This window comes from Rhodococcus sp. Ni2 (assembly GCF_021352185.1).
Lineage (GTDB): Bacteria > Actinomycetota > Actinomycetes > Mycobacteriales > Mycobacteriaceae > Rhodococcus_F > Rhodococcus_F qingshengii.
Genome location: NZ_WOXZ01000002.1, coordinates 2,656,334 through 2,678,980, shown reverse-complemented (window position 1 = coordinate 2,678,980; position 22,647 = coordinate 2,656,334). Strand labels below are relative to the sequence as shown.

22 protein-coding genes and 1 riboswitch are annotated in these 22,647 nt (G+C 64.2%); of the genes, 11 read left to right on the top strand and 11 right to left on the bottom strand.

Features of this window, described 5'->3' with window-relative positions; all coding sequences use genetic code 11:
* The first annotated feature begins 6 nt into the window (after nt 1-6).
* The 9 genes from GN300_RS25935 to GN300_RS25895 all read left to right on the top strand — a co-directional run bounded on the left by GN300_RS25935 (nt 7) and on the right by GN300_RS25895 (nt 7,300).
* Nucleotides 7-768 (top strand): SDR family NAD(P)-dependent oxidoreductase, encoded by a 762-nt coding sequence (locus GN300_RS25935; protein ID WP_063316386.1) that lies wholly within the window; start codon nt 7-9, stop codon nt 766-768.
* A complete protein-coding gene (locus GN300_RS25930; RefSeq protein ID WP_050655278.1) occupies nt 765-2,048 on the top strand; it encodes a bifunctional cobalt-precorrin-7 (C(5))-methyltransferase/cobalt-precorrin-6B (C(15))-methyltransferase in 1,284 nt (427 codons plus the stop codon). The genes GN300_RS25935 and GN300_RS25930 overlap by 4 nt, the downstream gene beginning before the upstream one ends.
* The gene (gene cobM, locus GN300_RS25925; RefSeq protein ID WP_003944967.1) at nt 2,045-2,794 is read left to right on the top strand and encodes a precorrin-4 C(11)-methyltransferase; all 750 of its coding nucleotides are present in this window, start codon (nt 2,045-2,047) and stop codon (nt 2,792-2,794) included. Before GN300_RS25930 ends, cobM begins: the two co-directional genes overlap by 4 nt.
* Nucleotides 2,791-3,564 carry a cobalt-precorrin-6A reductase gene (locus GN300_RS25920; RefSeq protein ID WP_037126390.1) on the top strand — a complete coding sequence of 258 codons (774 nt, stop codon included), beginning with the start codon at nt 2,791-2,793 and terminating at the stop codon, nt 3,562-3,564. Before cobM ends, GN300_RS25920 begins: the two co-directional genes overlap by 4 nt.
* Nucleotides 3,565-3,709: 145 nt before the next feature.
* Nucleotides 3,710-4,630: a HAMP domain-containing protein gene (locus GN300_RS25915; RefSeq protein ID WP_007729850.1), complete on the top strand. Its 921-nt coding sequence runs from the start codon at nt 3,710-3,712 to the stop codon at nt 4,628-4,630.
* 159 nt (nt 4,631-4,789) lie between these two features.
* Complete coding sequence (locus GN300_RS25910) at nt 4,790-5,431, top strand: ScbR family autoregulator-binding transcription factor (RefSeq protein WP_019748499.1); 642 nt, start codon at nt 4,790-4,792, stop codon at nt 5,429-5,431.
* A 10-nt stretch (nt 5,432-5,441) separates the two neighbouring features.
* A complete protein-coding gene (locus GN300_RS25905) occupies nt 5,442-5,801 on the top strand; it encodes a VOC family protein (RefSeq protein ID WP_047270531.1) in 360 nt (119 codons plus the stop codon).
* The gene (locus GN300_RS25900) at nt 5,801-6,316 is read left to right on the top strand and encodes a DUF1990 family protein (RefSeq protein WP_007729847.1); all 516 of its coding nucleotides are present in this window, start codon (nt 5,801-5,803) and stop codon (nt 6,314-6,316) included. Before GN300_RS25905 ends, GN300_RS25900 begins: the two co-directional genes overlap by 1 nt.
* 201 nt (nt 6,317-6,517) lie before the next feature.
* Nucleotides 6,518-7,300 carry an alpha/beta hydrolase gene (locus tag GN300_RS25895; protein ID WP_063316387.1) on the top strand — a complete coding sequence of 261 codons (783 nt, stop codon included), beginning with the start codon at nt 6,518-6,520 and terminating at the stop codon, nt 7,298-7,300.
* Nucleotides 7,301-7,746: 446 nt separating this feature from the next.
* Here GN300_RS25895 and GN300_RS25890 read toward each other — a convergent pair whose 3' ends face one another.
* From GN300_RS25890 to cobG, 7 genes are all read right to left on the bottom strand, one after another.
* Nucleotides 7,747-8,337 carry a dihydrofolate reductase family protein gene (locus GN300_RS25890; RefSeq protein ID WP_063316388.1) on the bottom strand — a complete coding sequence of 197 codons (591 nt, stop codon included), beginning with the start codon at nt 8,335-8,337 and terminating at the stop codon, nt 7,747-7,749.
* 77 nt (nt 8,338-8,414) lie between these two features.
* The gene (locus GN300_RS25885; RefSeq protein WP_063316389.1) at nt 8,415-8,654 is read right to left on the bottom strand and encodes a PLDc N-terminal domain-containing protein; all 240 of its coding nucleotides are present in this window, start codon (nt 8,652-8,654) and stop codon (nt 8,415-8,417) included.
* Nucleotides 8,651-9,055, bottom strand: a complete 405-nt coding sequence (locus GN300_RS25880) for a hypothetical protein (protein ID WP_063316390.1) — start codon at nt 9,053-9,055, stop codon at nt 8,651-8,653. Before GN300_RS25880 ends, GN300_RS25885 begins: the two co-directional genes overlap by 4 nt.
* Nucleotides 9,052-9,411, bottom strand: coding sequence for an HNH endonuclease (locus GN300_RS25875; RefSeq protein ID WP_065455757.1), 360 nt, complete (start codon nt 9,409-9,411; stop codon nt 9,052-9,054). The genes GN300_RS25880 and GN300_RS25875 overlap by 4 nt, the downstream gene beginning before the upstream one ends.
* A gap of 26 nt (nt 9,412-9,437) precedes the next feature.
* On the bottom strand, nt 9,438-10,925 hold the full coding sequence (gene cobJ, locus GN300_RS25870) for a precorrin-3B C(17)-methyltransferase (RefSeq protein ID WP_030536355.1): 1,488 nt from the start codon (nt 10,923-10,925) through the stop codon (nt 9,438-9,440).
* Nucleotides 10,922-11,548 carry a precorrin-8X methylmutase gene (locus tag GN300_RS25865; RefSeq protein ID WP_007729839.1) on the bottom strand — a complete coding sequence of 209 codons (627 nt, stop codon included), beginning with the start codon at nt 11,546-11,548 and terminating at the stop codon, nt 10,922-10,924. The genes cobJ and GN300_RS25865 overlap by 4 nt, the downstream gene beginning before the upstream one ends.
* Nucleotides 11,549-11,567: 19 nt before the next feature.
* Nucleotides 11,568-12,710, bottom strand: a complete 1,143-nt coding sequence (gene cobG / locus GN300_RS25860; protein ID WP_030536357.1) for a precorrin-3B synthase — start codon at nt 12,708-12,710, stop codon at nt 11,568-11,570.
* 74 nt (nt 12,711-12,784) lie between these two features.
* A riboswitch (cobalamin riboswitch) is annotated at nt 12,785-12,870 on the top strand.
* 63 nt (nt 12,871-12,933) lie between these two features.
* Here cobG and cobN point away from each other — a divergent pair.
* Nucleotides 12,934-16,554: a cobaltochelatase subunit CobN gene (gene cobN / locus GN300_RS25855; RefSeq protein WP_063316391.1), complete on the top strand. Its 3,621-nt coding sequence runs from the start codon at nt 12,934-12,936 to the stop codon at nt 16,552-16,554.
* A 39-nt stretch (nt 16,555-16,593) separates the two neighbouring features.
* Here the strand turns inward: cobN and GN300_RS25850 are convergent, their stop codons facing one another.
* Entirely contained in the window at nt 16,594-18,249 is a 1,656-nt protein-coding gene (locus GN300_RS25850; protein ID WP_082845784.1) for a GMC oxidoreductase, read from the bottom strand.
* Between the two features lie 203 nt (nt 18,250-18,452).
* On the opposite strand from GN300_RS25850, the gene GN300_RS25845 reads away from it, so the two are divergent.
* Complete coding sequence (locus GN300_RS25845) at nt 18,453-18,833, top strand: PPOX class F420-dependent oxidoreductase (RefSeq protein ID WP_054188250.1); 381 nt, start codon at nt 18,453-18,455, stop codon at nt 18,831-18,833.
* 7 nt (nt 18,834-18,840) lie between these two features.
* Here GN300_RS25845 and GN300_RS25840 read toward each other — a convergent pair whose 3' ends face one another.
* The 3 genes from GN300_RS25840 to GN300_RS25830 are packed head-to-tail and all read right to left on the bottom strand — an operon-like array spanning nt 18,841 to nt 22,621.
* Nucleotides 18,841-19,746: a TIGR01777 family oxidoreductase gene (locus GN300_RS25840; RefSeq protein ID WP_063316392.1), complete on the bottom strand. Its 906-nt coding sequence runs from the start codon at nt 19,744-19,746 to the stop codon at nt 18,841-18,843.
* On the bottom strand, nt 19,746-21,104 hold the full coding sequence (locus GN300_RS25835) for a metallopeptidase TldD-related protein (RefSeq protein WP_058226726.1): 1,359 nt from the start codon (nt 21,102-21,104) through the stop codon (nt 19,746-19,748). The genes GN300_RS25840 and GN300_RS25835 overlap by 1 nt, the downstream gene beginning before the upstream one ends.
* On the bottom strand, nt 21,101-22,621 hold the full coding sequence (locus GN300_RS25830) for a TldD/PmbA family protein (RefSeq protein ID WP_003944822.1): 1,521 nt from the start codon (nt 22,619-22,621) through the stop codon (nt 21,101-21,103). The genes GN300_RS25835 and GN300_RS25830 overlap by 4 nt, the downstream gene beginning before the upstream one ends.
* Nucleotides 22,622-22,647: the final 26 nt, after the last annotated feature.

The following is a 22,647-nucleotide window of genomic DNA, read 5'->3' as shown; positions in this document are numbered from 1 at the left end:
GGAGCGGTGACTGCGGGTGCGAACGTGAATGACATCGAGACGGTACTGCTCCTCGGCGGACGAAGTGAGATCGGCCTCGAGATCGGGGTCAGGCTCGCGCCGGGCCGCAACATCGTTCTGGCTGCCAGACGCAGCGGAGAGCTGTCGGAGCAGGAGCAGATGCTCAAAAACGCCGGCGCTGTCGACGTCTCCACCGTCGAGTTCGACGCCGACGCCGTCGACACGCACGGAGACCTCCTGGGCGCCGTAGTGGCCGAGCACGGCCGGATTTCGATTGCAGTGCTGGCCTTCGGGATTCTCGGCGATCAGGCGCGTGCCGAAACCGACGCGGCGCACGCGGTCGCGGTGGTGCACACCGACTACGTGGCTCAGGTCAGCATCCTCACGCATCTCGCGGAGATCATGCGCGGACAGGGAACCGGAAAGATCGTGGTGTTCTCGTCCGTCGCCGGCGTCCGGGTTCGCCGCGCCAACTACGTCTACGGGAGCGCAAAGGCCGGCCTGGACGGTTTTGCCAGCGGCCTCGGCGACGCGCTGCACGGTTCGGGCGTCCAATTGATGCTGGTACGGCCCGGGTTCGTCATCGGCAAGATGACCGAGGGAATGTCGCCTGCCCCGATGTCGAGCACTCCGTCGCAGGTCGCGGACGCCGTCGTGCGGGGACTGAACTCCGGGGCGACGCGTGTGTGGGTACCGCGAATTCTGCAGCCGGTGTTCTTCGTCATGCGGCTTCTGCCTCAGACGATCTGGCGCCGGATGCCGCGATGACCACACACCCGGTGGTGATCGTCGGCATCGGCGCCGACGGCTGGGATGGGCTGTCCGAGAGCGCAAAGGGCGCAATCCTGGGCGCGGAGGTCCTGATGGGGTCGCCGCGCCAATTGGACTTGGTCCCGGCGACACATCTCGGGGCACGGCGTGCGCCCACCAGGCTGACCTGGCCGTCTCCGATGATTCCGGCGTTGCCGTCGATGTTCGCCGAGAACGCGGACCGCAGAGTATGCGTGCTCGCCAGCGGTGACCCGATGTTCCACGGTCTCGGTGTCACATTGGTCAGGCTGCTCGGCGCGGACAACGTGCGAGTGATCTCCCACCCGTCGTCGGCGGCGTTGGCGAGCGCGCGAATGGGATGGGCATCGGCCGAGATCGACGTCGTGAGCCTGGTCAACCGAGACTCGGCGACAGTATTGGCTTCCGTGACTGACGGTGCGCGACTGCTGGTGTTGAGCAACGGGCGCTCGACACCGGGGGAGGTGGCACGTCTGTTGTCCGGCGCGGGCTTCGGTCGATCGATCGTGACCGTGCTGGCCCAGCTGGGCGGGGCCGGGGAATCGCGGACCGTCATGGTCGCAGACGAGTGGGATCACGCGGACGAGGACGTGGACGCGTTGAACGTTCTGGCCGTCGAGTGCATCGCGGCCGATCCTCTCTTGCGGCTGACTCGAATCCCGGGGCTACCGGATGCTGCTTTTGTCGGCGACGGTCAGATGACGAAGCAGGAGATCCGTGCGTTGACGTTGTGCGCGCTTGCCCCGGCGCCGGGAGAACACCTCTGGGACGTGGGCGGTGGGTCGGGAACCGTCGCCATCGAGTGGATGCGAACTCACCCACGTTGCACTGCAACAACATTCGAGAAGGTGGCGAGCCGCGTGTCGCAGATCGGTGCCAATGCACTCAATCTCGGCGTGCCCGCGTTGAACGTGAAAGGGGCCGCGCCGGAGGCGTTTGCGGACGAAACTCGACGTCCCGATGCGGTGTTCGTCGGCGGCGGCGTCACGCAACCGGGAATGCTCGAAGCGTGCTGGGAGCAGTTGAGCGTGGGTGGTCGTCTGGTCGCGAACGCCGTGACCGCCGAGTCCGAATCGTTGCTGCTCGGCTGGATGAGTCGCCATGGTGGGACGCTTCGACGCTTTCAGGTGCAGCGCGCCGAGCCGTTGGGAACGTTCAACGTTTGGCGACCGCAACTTCCGGTGGTCCAATGGTCCGTCACAAAACGTCAGCCGTCTGCAGGCGCAGACACAGATACGCCGGAGGAATCCACACAATGACCGTTCATTTCATCGGTGCGGGTCCTGGTGCGGCAGATTTGATCACTGTCCGCGCGCAACGGATCATCGCTGCGAGCCCTGTGTGCTTGTACGCAGGCAGCCTTGTTCCAGCGGAGTTGCTCGAGTGGTGCCCGGTCGGAGCTCAGGTCGTGGACACTGCTCGGCTGAGCCTGGACGAGATCACCGCGATTCTTGTCGAAGCGGATTCCGCTGGGCTGGACGTCGCGCGTTTGCATTCCGGTGATCCGTCGATCTTCAGTGCAGTGGCAGAGCAAGCTCGTCGCCTGGACGCCGCAGGAGTCGATTTCGACATGATTCCCGGTGTTCCTGCATTTACCGCGGCTGCAGCTGCGCTGGGGCGCGAGCTGACTGTCCCAGGCGTCTCGCAGACCATTGTTCTCACCCGAGTCTCCACCTTGTCGACGGCGATGCCGGAGGGCGAGGATCTGCGGTCCCTCGGCCGCAGCGGCGCGACGATGGTGATTCACCTCGGCGCTCATCGCATCGAACAGATCGCATCCGAGTTGGCCGACAATTACGGCGAGGACTGCCCGGTCGCGGTGGTCGCCTTCGCCTCACGGCCCGAGGAGATCGTTGTTCGAGGCACTTTGAAGACGATCGTCGAACTTGTTCATGCGGCCGGCATCACGAAGACGGCCGTCGTGATCGTCGGCCGAGTGTTGACTGCGGAGGGGTTTCCGGACAGCTACCTCTACTCGGCAGCGCGCGAGAGAAGCACACACTGACCTCGACAGGTACTCGTCGCCGCGTACTCCTGCTCGGCGGCACAGGCGAAGGTCGAGTGATCGCTTCTCGCTTGGCCGGTTCAGCCGACCTCGAGGTTGTCACATCGCTGGCCGGCCGGGTTCGTGATCCTCGATGGCCGGAGGGGGAAGTGCGTATCGGCGGGTTCGGGGGAGCCGAAGGGCTGTCGGAGTGGTTGTCGGCCAATGATATTCGTGCAGTGCTCGACGCCACGCATCCGTTTGCCGCTCGCATCACCCAGAATGCATTCGAAGCGTGCCTTGCGAATTCCGTGCCGTACGCCATGTACCGACGCCCGCCCTGGCGCGAGCAACTCGGTGACACTTGGCTTCCGGCACACGATCTCGATCACGCCGCAGAGTTGGTGCCGACGGTCGGCTCACGCGCTTTTCTGACGATCGGGAGGCAAGGAGTTTCGGCGTTCGACCGCGTGAAGAGCGTCTCGTTTCTCGTGCGCTCGATCGATCCGCCTTCAGGGACATTGCCGCCTCACTCGCAATTGCTGCTCGCACGTGGTCCATTCGACATCGAAGCGGAAGTCGATCTGATGCGAACTCACAGCATCGACGTCGTGATCACCAAGAACAGTGGCGGCGAGCAGACGTACGCAAAGATCGCCGCAGCCAGGCAATTGTCGATCCCGGTGATCGTCGTCGAACGACCACCGATCCCGGCGACCGTCCCGGCATTCGATACCGAAGCCGAGGCGATGGACTGGCTCACGGCTTTCGGTCGTGGAACGGCGCTGTGAGGCCGACATCGCGTTCGCTTCAGGTTCGTCTAAGGTTCCGTGACCATACTGGAGGGATGTTGGGATTTTTCGACGCCGCACTGCGGGACCGCGCATGAGAGTGTCGGTTCCCGGAATGAGCCGTCGAAAACCATCGGGAATTCACGTGCGGACGCTCCATGCTCGCGTGAAATTGCTGACTGCAGGCCTGGTGGCGATCGCGGTGATCGTGTCGGCGTCGGCGGTGTACATAGTGTTCAACGCGTATTTGCAAGGCAACGTCGATCGGCAACTCGAGCGCACGAGTGACGCGATCACCGACACCGTCAATTTCGGCGGTGTCACACCGGTTCTGGGATTGACGGCCGGCGCGGATACAGCGGTCATCCAGGCGGTGGGGCTTCTCACTGCCGACGGCGCCTTGGTGACGGCGACTCCCGGTCTGCCGCCGTTCAGCACGAGCGCAGACGCCATCAGGTCGATCGCAGACGGCAATTCGTCGCAGACAATCGCGACGGTTGATGCGTATCGAATTCTTGTCGAGCCCTCGGTTGCGGGCCAGACTTTGGTTGTCGCGCAATCCCTGGGGCCGACGCGTTCAGTACTCAAGCGACTGGCAGTGGTGTTAGCGGCACTCGGGGCGGCCGGAATCGCCCTAGCTTACGCGGCCGGAGATGCTGTGGCACGCACAGGATTACGGCCGATCGCGCGACTTACTGCGGCGACGCGGCGGGTCGCCGAAACGGATGATCTTGCGCCGATCCCGGTGACCGGTGACGACGAGTTGGCGTCGTTGACAGTCAGTTTCAATCGGATGCTCGGGACGTTGTCGGAATCGCGGGCACGCCAGAGAAGTCTGATCACCGAAGCGGGCCAGGACCTTCTGGCTCCTTTGACTGCACTTCGCACCAATATCGAGTTGTTGATGTCTTTCGATACCAAGTCCGGCGCGATTTCCGAGGCGGATGCAACGCAGTTGCGTGAGGAAATCACCGACCAGATGATGGAGTTGACGCTCCTCGTCGGAGAGTTGGTGGACCGTGCGCGGGTTGACGAAAGCACGTTGGGGAGAGGAGATTCCCTCTAAATCGGACGTCTGACCAGCGACTTTGTTGCATTCGTAATTGAAGCAATGGAAGGAGCGCTGGTAATGTGGGGCAATTGTGAAGTTTTTGGGTATAGCTGGAGTGTGGCGCGAACCGTGGGGTTTGCTGGGCGGGGGCCTTTGGAGGACGAGAGGGATTCAGTGGTCAAGCAAGCACGCGCCGAGCTGACTCGGCAGCAAATCGTTGCCGGCGCGGCCGCGCAGTTCGAGAAGACTGGTTACGGCAGCACCAGCATGGCCGACATAGTCTCGGGGGCCGGTACTACCAAGGGCGCGTTGTATTTCCATTTCGCGTCGAAGGACGAGCTCGCGCAGTTCATCATTGCCGAACAGCATCGGCTCTCGATCGAGTCGGTGCAGGCGATTTCCGCGACGGGCAAGGACCCGTTGGAACAGATGATCATGCTCACGCACGAAATGGCACGCCAGATTGTCGACGAGCCGATCGTTCGCGCGGGCATTCGCCTCACGCTGGAACTGAGCACGTACGAGGGGCCGGTGGAACCGTACGCCGAATGGATCTCGGCAATCACCGATCTCACCGCCAGGGCTCAGGCGGAAGGTGAAATCCGAAAATCGGTCAGCGCAGAATCGTTCGGCAGGTTCATGCCCTCGGCATTCACGGGGGTACAGCTGGTTTCGAATGTTCTCACCCGACGCTCGGATCTTCCGGATCGTGTCGACGAGATGTGGCAGATCCTGCTTCCGGGGATCGTCAGCGACGAACTTTCCGGTGACATCGAGCGCCTCGTCAAGTCGCGGTGGACTCCGGCGGCGGCGTAACCTGCGGGACATGGCCGTCACGCGGATAGTTTCGGATCTGTCGAGTAGTTCGCTCGAGGCCGCGCAGCGCTTCTACACCGAAGTGCTGGGCCTCGAAGTTGTCATGGATCACGGGTGGATCGTGACGTTGGCTTCGCCGACGGATCCGTCATTGCAGATCAGCGTCATGACGCACGACGCTCATGCGCCCGTAGTACCGGACGTCTCCGTCGAGGTGGATGATCTCGACGCGGCGTACGAGGCCGCGGTGCAGCGCGGCGACACCATCGTCTATCCCGTCACCGAGGAGCCGTGGGGGGTCCGCAGGTTCTTCGCTTCCGACCCCGACGGCCACGTGATCAACATCCTCAGCCACCGACGCGAGCAATGATGGCGTCCCGCCCGGGCGGGCTGACGTACCTCGAGGTGGGCGCAACGTCAGGCGTTCTCCCCGCCGGCTATCACCACGTTCACGAGAGCGCGACGGTCGGATCCGGACGGGAGGATTTCGAGGTTGCCGCTCGAACCGTCGCGAATTGGGGAATGCACCGCGGAGCCGGACTGGCCGTACGGACGGCAGCCCCGACCGCCGTGGCGGGTCAAGATGCGACCTTCGGACTCGGTCCGGTAACTATCCCCGTTCGGATCGTCTATGTCGTAGACGAACCCAATCGCAAGGGCTTCGCGTACGGAACCCGCGCGGGCCACCCCGAATGCGGGGAGGAATTGTTTGTCGTCCAGTTCGACGAGGCCAGCCAAGCGGTTCGTATCGAGATCGTTGCGTTCTCCAAGCCCGGAACGTGGTGGGTGCGTCTCGGCGCTCCGATCGGACGTCGAGTACAGGCGTTTGTCACGCGCCGCTACATCCGTGCCGTCCGCCAGAGCGTCGCCCGATCGCGGGTATGACCGCTGCCGGGCGCGCTGGAAAAATGATTGGACGAGCTTCGGTTCGGGTTGATAGCTTGTGCGAGACCGTGACAACACGCCAGGAGGTGAGACCCATGAACGCTGTAACCATGTGGGTGCTCCCACTCGTGTTCACGGATCGGCGATTGACGTAGGTGTCGCCGGGAGCGCCTCGAGTAGGCAATCCCGAAAGGTAACACCATGCAATCCAATTCTCAGACCATCGAATTCACCTCCGAGACAACGTCGAACGGTGTCATCGAACGCCATTTCGTTGTAGACGACATCACCGGCGTGCTCTGGTCACCGCCATCCGGATCCGTCGGATCACCACTTCTGCTGTCCGGGCACTCCGGCGGCATGCACAAGAAGGCGCCGGGACTGGTTGCCAGCGCACTCCACAGTGTGAGCTCCCACGGGTTCGCAGTCGCCGCGATCGACGCGCCCGGACACGGCGATCGGCCGCGGAACACACAGGACGAACAGTGGGTCGAGGCGATCCACCAGGCTAGGGCGGCCCACGAGCCGATCGCTCCGATCGTCGTCGAGTACAACCGATCGCTGGCGGAGCGTGCAGTGCCGGAATGGCAGGCGACCATCGACGCTCTGCAAACGCTGCCCGACGTCAACGCCGACGCTCCGATCGGCTTTGGCGGCGTGTCGCTAGGGGTCGTGACCGGGCTCATGTTGGCCCCGGTCGAATCCAGGATCGCTGCCGTGAGCTTCGGGGGAGTTTTTGTGGACGACTCCCTCATCGAAGCGGCACTAAAGCTCGCGGTCCCGGTCGAGTACCGGATCCCTTGGGACGACAAGGATTACGACCGCACGTCGGGGATAGCGTTGTTCGATGCCTTCGGCTCGAAGGAGAAGACGCTGCACGCCTACTCGGGCAGGCACTATCCGGTGCCCGACTACGAGCGCGACAGTTCGGCTCGGTTCTTCGTCCGCCACCTCGGCGGGAGCGGTGGCGCTCCTGTGAGCTGACGTGAACACGTATCGGCGTCCGGCCTGTGTCGGACGCCGATACGATCTCGACCAGGTTTCGTTTCTCAGCAAGACCCGAAGTAGTGGCGTCAACGTATCCTGCATCAATTTGACCAAAGCTTTTCAGATGATCATTTTTGTGGCGCTCGCGATGGTGGCGATTTCGATCCTTCGCTCGCTAGTAGCCGTCCAGCTTGGCCATTTTTGCTGAGGCGCTCGATGGCGACATATGTCCTTACGGTCCGCCGGGCGGAATGAACTTGTTCGTGATCCAGTTCGATGCTTCGATCTCGTCGAGGGTTGTCCGGAGAACTTCGGTGGCTAATGTTCATGCTGTGCCGAGTGTCCGGTCGATACCGAACACCGAACAAGACTGGGAACTCTTCTCGCGTCCGAACTGAGGCGACGACATGTCTTTCAACCGCGCATGTCCAGCCATGCGTCGACTACCCGTCCGATACCTGACCCGGGGGCGGTATTTGAGTGGGCCGATATCGCACGGCGACTGCACCCGACTGGAACTCGTGGCGATCGACGAGTTCGAGTTGGATGCGCTTGCGCAGACCGGCGAGCAACGTCGGTCCGTGTCCGGCGAGGACCGGTTGCACAACGAACTCGTACTCGTCGATCAGTCCCAGGTCTGCCAATGCCAGGGGGAGTGTCACGCCGCCAACCCACAGACCTTCGCCGGGCTGCTCCTTGAGCCGTTGAATCACTGGCCCCAAGTCGCCTTGCACGAGTTCGGCATTCCAATCGACCCCGCTCAGCGTGTTCGACAGGACGTACTTCTTCGCCCGGTCCATGGCCTGGGCGAACGGGATCTCCCACTCGTCCATCCAGTCAGGCCATGTGCCCGTTGCGGGCCGCCGCCACGCCGACTCCATCATCTCGTAGGTCACCCGGCCGAACAGCAAGGCATCGGCTCGTTCCATCTGAGCGGTCCAGTAGCGCATCGACTCCTCGTCGGGTGGGAGCCCCGCCTCGTGATGGCAGCAGCCGTCGAGTGTGACGTTGATCGAGTATCGAAGTGGTCTCATCTCGTTGTTCTCCCCTGATAGGCGCAGAGTGACAGCACCGGACCGTACTCAGACTACTGCCGGGCCGTCGGTGTAGATCAGGTTCGGGACCTGGAGTCACGCGGGGGTCGACCGAACAGTAACCAGACGAGCGCACCGAGTACAGGCAGCGCGATCACCAGTGCCGACCACCAGAATTTGCCGCCCGAGCGTTCGAAGTCAGTGCGCACGATCGCCACGAGCGCGCTAATCGTGATGAAGATCCAGGCAAGAACGAAGGCGGTGAAGGTGATGTCCATCCAAAGCGGAATGGTGGGGTTGGGGGTCGATTCGTTCACGCTTCCAAACCACTTTCGACGACTGTGCCTTGATGAAACAACACGCTCCATCGATTCTCGGTGAACCGCCAGATGGATGATCGCTCGGTAACTCGTTGCGCTTGCGCCAGCCGGTAAGTCACCAGATACGTGTCAGGTGCAATCCGGCTCAGCGCGGGTCGGTCAACCCTCCATCCGAGTTCGGCCGCGTCGTTCACTTCGCCGCGGAGTCGCCGGGTCTCGACTACGGACTGCACGTAATCGCGGGCGTACCGCGCACCCGAGGCTCCGATCTCCCGGAACTCCGGGTCGACGACCGCATCGAACTCGTCTCGTGACATCGCTACTCGAGTTCGATGAAACAGAGGTTCGAACTCCATCAACTCGTCGAGGATCGGGCGCAACTCGTGCGGAGTCGTCACGACTGCTCCGAGAACTGCGCCCTCATCTCGATACCTATCTCCGCGTGGCGCAGGAGGAAGGCCTTCTCGTCATACCCCTTGCGCCGCAACCAGAGAGTGACCTCGCTGTTGCATTTGCTCGCATTGCACGAGCGGCAAGCCGGTGCGATGTTGTCGAGCGTGTAGCGCCCACCGCGGGAGATCGCCAGCACACAGTCACGCTGCGGCGACTCGTCCGGCTCGCCGCAGTACGCGCAGCCACCCCAGGCCGCTTTGAGCGCGGACCACTGCTCGACGGACAGGTCGTGCTCCATCAGATCCATTCGGCGTTTGCGCCTACGCGCGTATCTGGCTTTCCGGGTCCGGTTGACGGGCATGAGGCCATGCTATCGCTGTGCGATGTTCACTCCGGGTAGCGCCGCGGGGTGAACACCTGACGGCCCGAACCGGTTTCGACGACCGTCGTCATCGAGGAGCCGACGATCAGCAGAGTTCGCATGTCGATCTCGGAAGGCTCGAGCTCGCCGAGGGTCACGACGCGAACTGATTCCTCGGCACCGGCAACATCGCGGCCGATGACGACGGGAGTCTCGGGGGAGCGGTGCTCGAGCACGAGGTCCTTCATGGCTTGGACCTGCCACGTCCGGGACTTCGACGCCGGGTTGTAGACCGCAAATGCCATGTCTGCGGCTGCAACTGCCGAGATACGGCGCGCGACGACATCCCACGGCTTGAGGCGATCAGACAACGAGAGCACCGCGTAGTCGTGCCCGAGGGGAGCGCCGACGCGACTGGCGACAGCGTTTGCCGCCGTCATGCCGGGAAGGATGCGGACCGGCACCCCGCGCCACTGGTCTTCGGCGGCAACTTCGAGAACTGCTGCAGCCATGGCGAATACGCCGGGATCACCCGAGGAGACGACAGCTACACGGGCGCCGTTCTTCGCCAGGTCCAACGCCATCGCGGCGCGTTCCGCTTCGACGCGGTTGTCGCTGGAATGGCGACGCTGGCCCGGACGCGTCGGCACGCGATCGACGTACGGGCCGTAGCCGACGAGGTCGGTTGCCAACGAAAGCTCATGCGCCACTTCGGGTGTGGTCCAGGCGGTGTCGCCCGGCCCGAGTCCGACCACGACCACCTCGCCGCGAGACTCGGTCGCAGGTCGAGGGTTGTTCGACGGGCTCGGAACGATGGCGATCGAGAAGTACGGAACTCCGTCCGGGTCGACCTCCGCAGCGGATTCGACGCGTTGACGTGTGGTGCTCGCGCGCTCGACGTAGTGGGCCTCGCCGAGGCGACCGGAATCCTCGAGCGATTGGAGGACCGGTGGGAAGGTACGTCCGAGCTTGAGGATGGCCGCGGCGTCGGTTTCCTTGAGCCGCCTGGTCAGCTCGGCCTGCGGCAACGTTCCGGGCAGGATCGTGAGGATCTCTTCACCCTCGACCAGCGGCTTTCCGAGTGCAGCAGATGCCGCGCTGACGGAGGTGACGCCGGGAATCACTTCGGCGTCGAAGCGATCGGCCAGTCTCTTGTGCATGTGCATGTAGGAGCTGTAGAAGAGCGGATCGCCGGCGGCGAGCAACGCGACGGTTCGACCGGCCGCGAGGTGAACTGCCAGCCGTTCGGCAGCTGCTTCGTAGAACTCGTCCATCGCGCCCTGGTATCCGCCGGGATGATCAACGGTCTCGGTGGTCACGGGGTAGACGAGGTGTTCTTCGATCTGTCCTTCGCGCATGTACGGCGCTGCAACTCCGCGGGAGATGCTCTTGCCGTGCCGCGCGGAGTGGAAGGCAACCACATCTGCCTCGCCGATGACGCGGGCGGCCTTGACGGTCACCAATTCGGGATCGCCGGGGCCGATACCGACACCCCAGAGCTTGCCTGCACTCATTCGACTTCGCTCGCAATCGCATTGACGACGGCGGCGGTGATCGCGCTGCCGCCGCGTCGGCCGCGGAGAACGAGATGATCGATCCCGCTGGCGTGTTCGATGAGGGCTTCCTTCGACTCGGCAGCGCCGATGAAGCCGACCGGACCTCCGACGATGGCGGCCGGACGGGGCGCTCCGGCTTCGATGAGGTTCAGGAGATGGAACAGTGCGGTGGGTGCGTTTCCGATCGCGACAACAGCGCCCTCGAGCTTGGCTCCCCACAGTTCGAGAGCAGCCGCCGAGCGAGTGTTGTCGATGGTCGACGCCAGCACGGGAACCCGCGGATCGCCGAGGGTGCAGATGACGTCGTTGCCGGCGGGCAGACGCTTGCGCGTGATGCCGGCAGCCACCATCTGGGCGTCGCAGAAAATCGGCGCGCCGTCGCGCAGAGCTGCGCGCGCAGCCGAGACGACACCGGGTGTGAAGGCGACGTCGTCGACGAGATCGACCTGGCCACTTGCATGAATCATGCGCACTACAGCTTGCGAGACATCCGCCGGGAAACGGCTCAGGTCGGCTTCGGCCCGAATGGTGGCAAAGGACTGGCGATAGATTTCCGCGCCGTCACGGATGTACTCGATCATGTGCCACACGATAGAGGCATCACCGATCGGGCGGATTCACCCGGTAACCGTCACCCGTCGCGATCACATCCGCTACGTCCCCGCGGGGACGTCCGCAGCTGCGGTCGCACCCGGCCCAGTGCTGGCGCCCGACAACCGGAAGTTCTGCCTGCTCGACGGCGGTGATCGCGTCGGCGCGCACGTCGGCGAGCGACTTCTCGCATCCCGGACTTCCGGTGCAGGCGGTGACCTCGAGCCACGGTGAGTTCTCGTCGAAGATCAACCCCATGGGTGCCAGCACCCGGACTACCTGCTCGGCTGCCCATTCGTCGAGGTCGAAGATATGCACCGATCGCCACGGCGTCACGACGACGGGCTTGTCGACGGCGGCGAGGAACTCGGCCAGCCGAGCGTCGAGCAGCCCGAATCGCAGGCCGCCGCCCAGAGCTACGGTCCCGTCGCGCTGCTCGAGCCAGCCGATAGTGGGCCGCGCATCCGGCGTGAGGTCCGCCGCAACGGTGGACTCGGCGGTCAGACCCAGCTGCTCGAGGGTGCGTTCGATTCCGTCCGGAACCTCGGCCAGGCGCCAGTGCTTGTCGCGAACGTCGAGGAATGATCGAGCCGCCTCGAGGAGCAATTCGACGGCGTCGTCCGCCTGGACGAGATGAGTGGTGTGGTGACCGGCGAGCACCAGTGAATGCTCGGTGGCGCTGCGCGCATGGAGTCCGAAATCGCCCCGTAGCCCGGTGATGTCTCCGCGGCCGTCGTCGAGCGTGAACAGGGTTCGCCCTGGCAGATCCGCCAATGCTTGATCTGCTTGGATCGCCGAATCGAGACGGTGGACCAGTTCACGAATGTCGGCGACGCCCCCGATACGGCCGGACAGTGGGGACGCGAGGATGTTGCGCACTCGCTCGTGCGTCGCTGACGGCAGCAGACCGGCCGACGCGATTCGCGCTGCGAAGGCTTCGGGGTCCGAGACCGAGCGCAGTTGTACGTTGCCCCTCGAGGTGAGTTCCATCTGCCCGTTGCCGAGATCGCGCGCCGCGTCGGCGAGCGTCTGCAATTGGACCGGGGTGAGGAGTCCGCCGGGTAGGCGCACGCGTGCCAGTGCGCCGTCGGCGGCGTGGTGAACTTGCAGTGCACCCGGGCACGCGTCTGGCTGTGAACGGTCCGTGGGCATGGCTCCAGGGTACGACCTGTCATGAGTGCCTTCTGCGGACCGGTAGCATCACCACCACCAGTGACGGCAGTTGAGGAAACCGGTGAAAGTCCGGTGCGGTCGCGCCACTGTGAGTGTTGCTCGAGCGGGACGTGTTTCCGCCCGGAAACACGAGTCAGACCCTCAACCGCCGTCGATGACAGATCTGTGCCACGGGGCGCGAAACCCCAGGAAGGCTTCACCCGTGATTCTTCTGCTCTCCACGTCCGACACCGATCTGCTGAGCGCCCGCGCCAGCCAGGAAGCCGGCGACGGAGTTTCCTACCGCTGGGCCAACCCCTCACGCTTGCTGGTCTCGGAGGACTTGCCGCCCTTGCTCGACGGCGTCGACCTCGTGATCGTTCGTATCCTCGGCAGCCGTCGCAGCTGGGAAGACGGCTTGGACATGGTCCTCGCCTCCGGACTTCCCGTAGTCGTTCTCGGCGGCGAGCACGCGCCGGACGCCGACCTCATGGAGTGCTCGACGGTTTCCGCCGGTGTTGCTGCCGAGGCGCACAACTACCTGGCCGAGGGTGGCGCACAGAATCTGGCACAGCTGCACCACTTCCTGTCCGACACCGTCCTGCTCACCGGCCACGGGTTCGAACCGCCGGCCCACCTGCCTTCCTGGGGCATCGCTGATTTCGCGCCCGATCTCGACTCGGCGAGCGGTCCGGTCATCGCAGTTCTGTACTACCGCGCCCAGCATTTGGCCGGAAACACCCGGTACATCCAGGCGTTGTGCGACGCGGTCGCCGAGGCCGGTGGCACCGCGCTGCCGATCTACTGCGCATCTCTGCGAACCGCAGAAGCCGAACTTCTGAGCACGCTCCGCCGCGCCGACGCCATGGTTGTGACAGTTCTTGCTGCCGGTGGCACGAAGCCCGCGACCGCGTCCGCCGGTGGCGACGACGAAGCCTGGGATGTCGCCGCACTCGCTGCGCTCGACGTCCCCATCCTGCAGGGCCTGTGCCTGACCAGTAGCCGCGCCACCTGGGACGAGAACGACGACGGACTGTCGCCTCTCGACGTCGCGACCCAGGTCGCGGTGCCGGAATTCGACGGCCGCATCATTACCGTCCCGTTCTCCTTCAAGGAAATCGACTCCGACGGACTGTCCACGTACGTCCCCGACGTCGAGCGCGCTGCCCGTGTCGCCGGGATCGCGGTCCGTCACGGCAAGCTGCGCCACATTCCCACCACCGAGCGTCGCGTTGCTCTGATGCTCTCGGCGTACCCGACCAAGCACGCCCGCATCGGCAACGCCGTCGGTCTCGATACTCCGGCGAGCGCAATCGACCTGCTCACCGAAATGCGTTCTGCCGGTTACGATCTCGGTCCGGTCGACGGTCCGGACGCAGTTCCCGGCCTGGCGGCGAAGGACGGCGACGCGCTGATCCATGCCCTGATCGCGGCCGGCGGACAGGATCCCGACTGGCTCACTGCCGAGCAGCTCGAGGGCAATCCGATCCGCATCTCGGCAGCGAAGTACCGCGAATGGTTCGCCACCCTGCCCGAGGAACTGCGCAGCGGTGTCGAAGAGCACTGGGGCGCAGCGCCCGGAGAGCTGTACGTCGACCGCTCGCAGGATCCGGACGGCGAAATCGTCATCGCGGCACTGCGATTCAACAACATCGTGCTCATGGTCCAGCCGCCGCGGGGATTCGGTGAAAAGCCCGTCGCGATCTACCACGACCCGGATCTGCCGCCGAGCCACCACTACCTCGCGGCCTACCGCTGGATCGCTGCAACACCGGACAACGGCGGATTCGGCGCCGACGCCGTTGTGCACCTCGGCAAGCACGGCAACCTCGAATGGTTGCCGGGCAAGACGCTCGGCATGTCGAGCAACTGCGGCACCGACGCAGCCCTCGGCGACCTGCCGCTGATCTACCCCTTCCTGGTCAACGACCCGGGTGAAGGAACACAGGCAAAGCGTCGTGCCCACGCGACTCTCGTCGATCACCTGATCCCACCGATGGCCCGCGCCGAAAGCTACGGCGACATCTCCCGTCTCGAGCAACTGCTCGACGAGCACTCCAACATCTCCGCACTGGACCCGTCCAAGCTGCCGGCCATTCGCCAGCAGATCTGGACGCTGATGCGGGCGGCCAAGATGGACCACGACCTCGGCCTCGCGGAGCGTCCCGAAGAAGACGTGTTCGACGACATGCTCCTGCACGTCGACGGGTGGCTGTGTGAGATCAAGGACGTCCAGATCCGCGACGGTCTGCACATTCTCGGCCGCGCACCCGAGGGCGACGCCGAAATCGAACTGGTCCTGGCTATGCTCCGTGCCCGTCAGATGTGGGGCGGCGAACAGAGTGTCCCTGGTCTGCGCGAAGCTCTCGGGCTCAGCGAAGACGGCGACGAGTCCCGCAACCGTGTCGACGACGTCGAGGAAAAGGCGCACGCTCTGGTTCGCGGCATGTACGACGCCGATTGGAACCCCGCTGCGGCAGAACAACTCAGCGACGACGAGACCGTCGTGAAGATCCTGCAGTTCGCGGCCACCGAAGTGGTTCCGCGTCTTCGGCAGACCGACAACGAGATCAAGCAGGTCCTGCACGCGCTCGACGGCGGATTCATCGCCGCCGGCCCGAGTGGGTCGCCGCTGCGCGGCCTGATCAACGTTCTTCCCACTGGTCGTAACTTCTACTCCGTCGACCCCAAGGCAGTTCCTTCACGCCTGGCGTGGGAGACCGGTCAGGCGATGGCCGAGTCGCTCGCCGCTCGCTATCTCGCCGATCACGGCGAATACCCGCGCTCGGTGGGTCTGTCGGTGTGGGGAACCGCCGCCATGCGTACCTCCGGCGACGACATCGCCGAAGTGTTCGCGCTCCTCGGTGTTCGCCCCGTCTGGGACGAAGCGAGCCGACGCGTCGTCAACCTCGAGGTCATCGATCTCGAAGAACTCGGCCGCCCGCGCATCGACGTCACCGTCCGCATCTCCGGATTCTTCCGTGATGCGTTCCCGCACGTGCTCGCACTGCTCGACGACGCCGTTCAGCTGGTCGCGGCACTGGACGAGACGGACGAGCAGAACTACGTGCGCGCCCACGCACAGGCCGACCTTGCCGAGCACGGCGACGCCAGGCGTGCGACCACCCGTATCTTCGGTTCGAAGCCCGGAACATACGGCGCCGGACTGCTGCAACTCATCGACTCCAAGACCTGGCGCGGTGACGACGACCTCGCCGAGGTGTACACCAACTGGGGCGGCTTCGCGTACGGCCGTGGGCTCGACGGAATCCCGGCAGCCGACGACATGCGCAGTGCTTACCGTCGAATCAACGTGGCGGCCAAGAACACCGACACGCGTGAGCACGACATCGCCGATTCGGACGACTACTTCCAGTACCACGGCGGCATGGTTGCCACCGTGCGCGCGCTGACCGGAAAGTCGCCCGAGGCATATATCGGCGACAGCACTCGACCGGAATCGGTTCGCACACGCACACTTTCGGAAGAGACCGCACGTGTCTTCCGGGCGCGCGTGGTCAATCCCCGCTGGCTCGACGCGATGCGCCGTCACGGGTACAAGGGTGCCTTCGAGATGGCAGCCACGGTCGACTACCTCTTCGGGTACGACGCCACCACCAACGTGGTCGCGGACTGGATGTACGAAAAGCTCGCCGAGACCTACGTTCTGGACGAGCAGAACCAGAAGTTCATGACGCAATCCAACCCGTGGGCACTACACGGAATCGCCGAGCGGCTCCTCGAAGCCGCCGAGCGCAACATGTGGGAGCACCCCGAGCAGAAGACACTCGACGGCTTGCGTCAGGTGTACCTCGAAACCGAAGGCGAGCTCGAGGGGGAGTAGACCTCGAGCATCACCGGCAGATCCGGGCGCTGAAGTGAGTCAGCGTCCGGACTTGATGATCTGAGCGATGTTCCGCTCCGCCAGGGCAGTGATGGTCAGTGACGGGTTGACGGTGCCGGTGCTGCCCGGAATAGCGGCGCCGTCCATCACGTACAGGCCGTCGTAGCCCTTGACTCGCCCGTAACCGTCGGTGGCCTTGCCCAGAACCGCACCGCCGAGGGGATGCGCGGTGAACGAGGAATTGACGTCCTTCGCGAACGGCAATGCCGACGGCAGCGTGGTGCCGGCGAAGGCCATCTTGTTCTGGACGGCGCGTAGTGCCTCGACGGTGGCGTCGTTGCCGTTCTTCGGCCAGTTCAGCACCACCCGATCGGAGCCGCCGTCGTAGGCGAAGTCGGCGCGCTGCGAGTCGAGGGTCATCCCCAAGGTTCCGAGCATGCCGATGTTGACGGGTAGGCCGGGGACGTACCAATTTTCCAGGGAGAGTGGCATTCCCGACTCGTCGACGATGCGTGATGCCGACGGTGCGGCTTGCGCAGTGCCGTCACTGAAGCCGAACGAGCGCACCATCCCGGCGTCGCCGTTCGTTCCCCAGCCCTTACCGACGTGTTCGTTGAGGTTGGGCAGCGCGCCCGTCGCCTGGGCGCGTACCAGCAGTTCGGAGGTGCCGATCGAGCCGGCGCCGAGGAACAGACGGTCACAGGTAAGAGTCTTCCGGGCCAGAACGCCACCCGTCGGATCCGTCGATTCGACGTCGACGACGTAGCGTCCATCACGTTCGCGACTGATCGCGAGCACCTGATGTCCGTAACAGACGGTGGCTCGTCCGGTGGCTTCGGCGGCGGGAATGTAGTTCTGTGTGAGGTCGAACTTCGCGCCGTTGGAGTTACCCATGTTGCTGTCACCGACAGTGGCCGAGGCTCGGGTTCGGCCGTCGAGTTCTGAGCGCACCACGTCCCAGTTCCAGATCCCGTCGATCCGCTGCGGATCGAATCCGGCACGACGAGCGTCCTGATCCCAACGACGCGAGTGACCGAAGTTCGGGGTTTGGTAAATGTCTTCGGGCAACGGGCTCAGACGCAGCATCTGGCGCACTTTGGGGTACCAGGTGGACGCCATCTCGTCGTAGTCGAGGGAGTTGCCGAAGACTGCGTCGAAGAATCGGCGCTCGGGCGCGATCATCACGCCGGTGAAGATGATGGAACCACCGCCGACTGCAGCGCCGCGCCAGACCGAGATGTGTTGGTAGTCGGTGGCATCGAGGACGCCGCTGAAGTAGTCGCACGCCACGGGGAGTCCGGTGAGGTTGGTGAACGATGTTCGCCGGAAGACTCCGCGGCCGTCGGCCAGCATGTCGGAGGTGTGAATCTCCCGTTGCGGATCATGCGGCCACCGAAGTCCGCGTTCGAGGATGGTGATCTGGGTGCCGCTCTGCGCCAACCGGAGGGCGGTGGCGCTTGCGCCGAATCCGGACCCGATGACGATGGCTTCGGAATGCTCCGGGGGAGTAGGAGATGGTGCGAACAACTCGGGGACGAGCGCGCGGTAGTGATCAGCACCCATCGGGAGCGCCCGCAGTGGTGCGGGGGTGGCGTGGCTGGTCGACGTCGACATGAGCGGCGCCGCGGCTGCAACTGCCGCCCCCGCCCCGGCGGCTTTGAAAAAGTCACGACGCTGCATGTCACGGCGCTGCATGTGTAAATTCGACTCCCCAGTTCGACGGTTTGCCTCAGAATAACTCGAGATGGAGTTCGGGGACGAAACGGCGTGTCTGAAGTCATGAAGAACCGGATAAAACGTGCATAAGTGGCACTTCCTGGGTGGTACTGATCGGTCACCAGATAGTCGCGGAATCTTGTCGGTGTTCAGCGAGAGGCGCTCGCACCTATCCTCGAGGAGTGAACCCCGACTTCAAGCGCGTCTCCGAGGCCAAGTACGTCCTACTCACGACCTTCCGCAAGGATGGAACTCCGGTGGCGACTCCACTCTGGGCCGCGCCGGACGGCGACAAGCTCCTGATGTGGACCGTCACCGATTCCTACAAGGTCAAGCGCATCAGGCGAAACCCGTCGGTCACCGTCGCTGCGTGTGACGCTCGGGGAAATCCCAAGGGTGAACCGGTGGCCGCCGTCGCCGAGATCCTCGACGGACCGGGCACCGATCATGCTCGCGACGCGATAGCACGTCGGTACGGAATCCTCGGCTGGATCACCATGAAAGGCAGTCTCCTGCGCCGCGGCAAGACCGGAACGATCGGACTTGCCATCACTGCAGCCTGACCACGCGTCAGTTGCCGAGCAGATCGTCCAACGCTGAATCGAACCGCGGATACGTGAAGGGGAAGCCTTTGTCCGCCAACACTTTCGATACGGCATGACGACCCGTCAGGCCCAGGGCAGCGTCGCTGCGAAGAAGGAACGCGCCGAATCTGACCATGAAAGCGGGCGTCGGCGGCGCAGGTGGCCGGTGAAGGTGCTTGCGCAGCCCGGCCATCAGCTCTGAGTTTCGGACGGGATCCGGAGCCGTCGCGATGACCACCCCCGAGGCAGCCGAAACGGGTTCGAGTGCCCAACGAACGATCGACAGCCAGTCCTCGATGTGAATCCAACTGGTCCACTGCCTACCCGAGGCGACGCGTCCGCCCAGTCCGAGACGCACGAGCAACAGCAATCGCTCGAGCGCCGGTGTGCCCTTCTCCAACACGACACTGGTTCGCAGGATCACCACTCGTGACGCGTTTGCACCCTCGACCGCTGCCTCCCAGTCCTTTGCGACGTCGGTCATCTGAGGTGGCCCGTCAGCGAGGGGAGAATCCTCGTCCAATCGTGCCTCACCCGCATCGCCGTAGATCGCGAGCGTGCTCGCCTGGATCCACACCGGAACAGGGTTCGCCAGTAGTTTCGACGCTTCGACCAGCGCGCGGGTCGGATCGACCCGGGAGTTGGTGAGTAGTGCGATGTTTGCCGGGGTGGGTCGGCGATCGACCAACTCGCCGGCCAGATTGATCATCGCGGCGCCGCCGAGTTCTCCCGCCCAGTCGCCCACCGTGACACCGTCCCACTGAACCTGCCTGTGCCTGCCAGGTTTCGGTGAGCGAGTCAGGACCACGACGTCATACCCACGGTCCGCGAGATCGTCGCTGATCCGGCGGCCGAGAGCGCCGGTGCCGCCGGCGATCACGACCTTCGTCATCACTGCGCCTGGCTGACCGAGGACATGTGGAAGTCGGGAATCCGCATGGGCGGCATGGCCGTGCGGGTGAACCAATCTTTCCACTCCCGGGGAAGCGTGATCTCAGTACGTCCAGCCTCGGTGACCCGCCGCAGGAGATCGAGTGGACTCTCGTTGAAACGGAAGTTGTTGACGGCGCCGACGATCTTGCCGTCCTCGATCAAATACACCCCGTCACGGGTGAGTCCGGTCAACAGCAGCGTCGTCGGATCCACCTCACGGATGTACCAGAGGGTTGTGAGCAGTAGACCCTTCTCGGTACCTGCGATCATGTCCTCGATCGAGGTGTCGTCACCACCGGTCAGGATGAGATTGTCGCCGGGAACTGCGACAGGTCGACCGAATTCTCGTGCAGCGTGGCGCGGGTACGCCAGCGCATTGACGACGCCGTCTCGGACCCAGTCGACGGGTTCGATCTCCATACCGTTGTCGAACAGTGAGACGGATTCACTCGACGACGTCGTGATCACGAACGGCGCGGATTGCAAGCCCTCGGCGCCGGGGTCGGAGGTGAGTGTCAGTGGCAATCCGAGCTTCTCGCCGATCCGGGTTCCACCGGTGGTGGACAGTGCGGTGTGGCCTTCTTCGGCGCCGCGACCCTCCATGGTCCACATCAGATAGATCATCAGGTCCGCCACAGCAGACGGAGGAAGAATTGTCTCGTAGCGGCCGGCAGGCAGACTGACGGAGTTACCCGCCCAGTCGAGTCGAGTGGTCAACTGCGACAAGAGCTTCGGTATCGAGATATCGCTGAAATCGACAGTTCCGGATCCGACCCAGGCGCTGGCGTCGCCGCGCTTGCCGTTGATCTCCACGGAGCCGGTGGCCTGAGCCGTTCTACGTCGCACGCCCGTCGAGGTTCCGAGCCAGGTGGTGTGCAACTGGTGGTGAGCGAAGCCGAACAACTGGTCGCCGCCGTCGAAGGCCGTGGACAGGTCGGCAGCCAACGGCGCAAAGACACCGATGTCGGTCAGGGCGGCCGGCAGGTCCCAGTCGGTCTCTGCCGCCGACTGCGTGATCAGGTCGGACGCGTCGTCAGCCGGAGTGGCTGTGCGCGCAGCTTCTTCGCTTGCATGTACGAGCGCGGAAATCTGCTCCGGATCGACACTGCTGGAGCTGACAGTGCCCACCTTCGCGATGTCACCCTCGCGCACGATCGAGATCACCGTCCACGTCCGGGACAGCGAAACTCCGTTGGTGGTCATCGAATTGTTGGCCCACCGCAGCGACGCCTCACTAGCATCGGTCACGATCACCAACGATTCGTCTACCGTCCTCGCGGCCAATGCACGCTCGACGACCTGCTGCGGATCGATCACTGCTGAGCCTCCGAACGAGTATTGAGGATGTTGACTCCGCGGAACAGAGCGGACGGGCAGCCGTGGCTGACCGCCGCAACCTGACCGGGTTGCGCCTTGCCGCAGTTGAACGCGCCCTGCAGGCGCCAGGTCGACTCACCGCCAACGGCTTCCATCGAGCCCCAGAAATCCGTCGTCGTCGCCTGATACGCCACGTCGCGCACCTGACCGTCGAGCTTTCCGTCACGGATCTTGAAGAACCGCTGACCGGTGAACTGAAAGTTGTAGCGCTGCATGTCGATCGACCAGGACTTGTCACCGACGACGTAGATGCCGTTCTCGACTCGCGAGATCAGGTCTGCGGTCGAGGTGTCCGTAGAAGGGTCGGGGGAGAGCGAGACGTTGGCCATTCGCTGGATGGGAACGTGATGTGCGGAGTCGGCGTACGAGCAACCGTTGGAACGCGTCAGCCCCAGCCTCGGCGCGAACACGCGGTCTAGTTGATACCCGACCAGTGTTCCCTCTGCCACCAGATCCCACCGTTGAGAGGCGACGCCGTCGTCGTCGAATCCGACGCTGGCCAGGCCGTGCTCTTCGTTTCGGTCGGCGGTCACGTGCATGAGTGGCGTTCCGTATTTCAGCGTTCCCAGCTTGTCCGGCGTCGCGAACGACGTACCGGCGTAGGCCGCTTCGTAGCCGATCGCGCGGTCGTATTCGGTGGCGTGTCCGATGGATTCGTGGATCGTGAGCCACAGATTGGTCGGATCGATCACGAGGTCGGTCGGACCTGCTTCGACGGTCGGTGCCTTGGTCTTCTCGGCCAGCCACTCCGGGATCTGCGCGAGCTCATCGCCCCAGTTCCATGTGCTCTCCGCCCCGAGGTACTCCCATCCGCGGCCTACCGGCGGCGCCAAGGTGCGCATCGATTCGAAGCTGCCGGCCGACTTGTCGACGGCGGTCGCCTCGAACTCGGGGTGCAGACGCACCCGTTGCTGGGTGATCGACGAACCGGCCAGATCCGCGTAGAAGGTCTGCTCCTTGACCTGGAGGACACTCGCCGTTACGTGATCCACGCCGTCGGCGGCTTGAAGCCGTCCGGAGTAGTCGACCAGCAGGCCTACCTTCTCGGCCGTCGGTGTCGCGAAGGGATCTTCGAGGTACGGCGACACCCACGTCGCGTCGGCGTAGACGGGCTCGTCGGCGAGGGTGACCGGATCCCGATTGAGCGAGCGCAATGCCTTCGCGACCTCGACCGCTTGGCGTGCCAGCGCAGCAGCGACATCGGGGGACACCTCGGCGTGCGAGGCGAATCCCCACGTGCCGTCGACGATCACACGGACGGCGACCCCGATCTCGTCTCCGTCGGACACCGCCTGAACTACGCCGTCGCGCAAGCGGATCGACTGTGTGAGCACGCGGTGGACACGAACATCGGCGTGCTGGGCGCCGGCCGTTCTCGCTGCCGACAGCGCCGCATCAGCGACAGCTCGCAGCGGGAGGGCGAGGAAATCTGCATCGACATCTCGGGTGACGGTCACGCACACGACGCTAGCCGACGACCGCC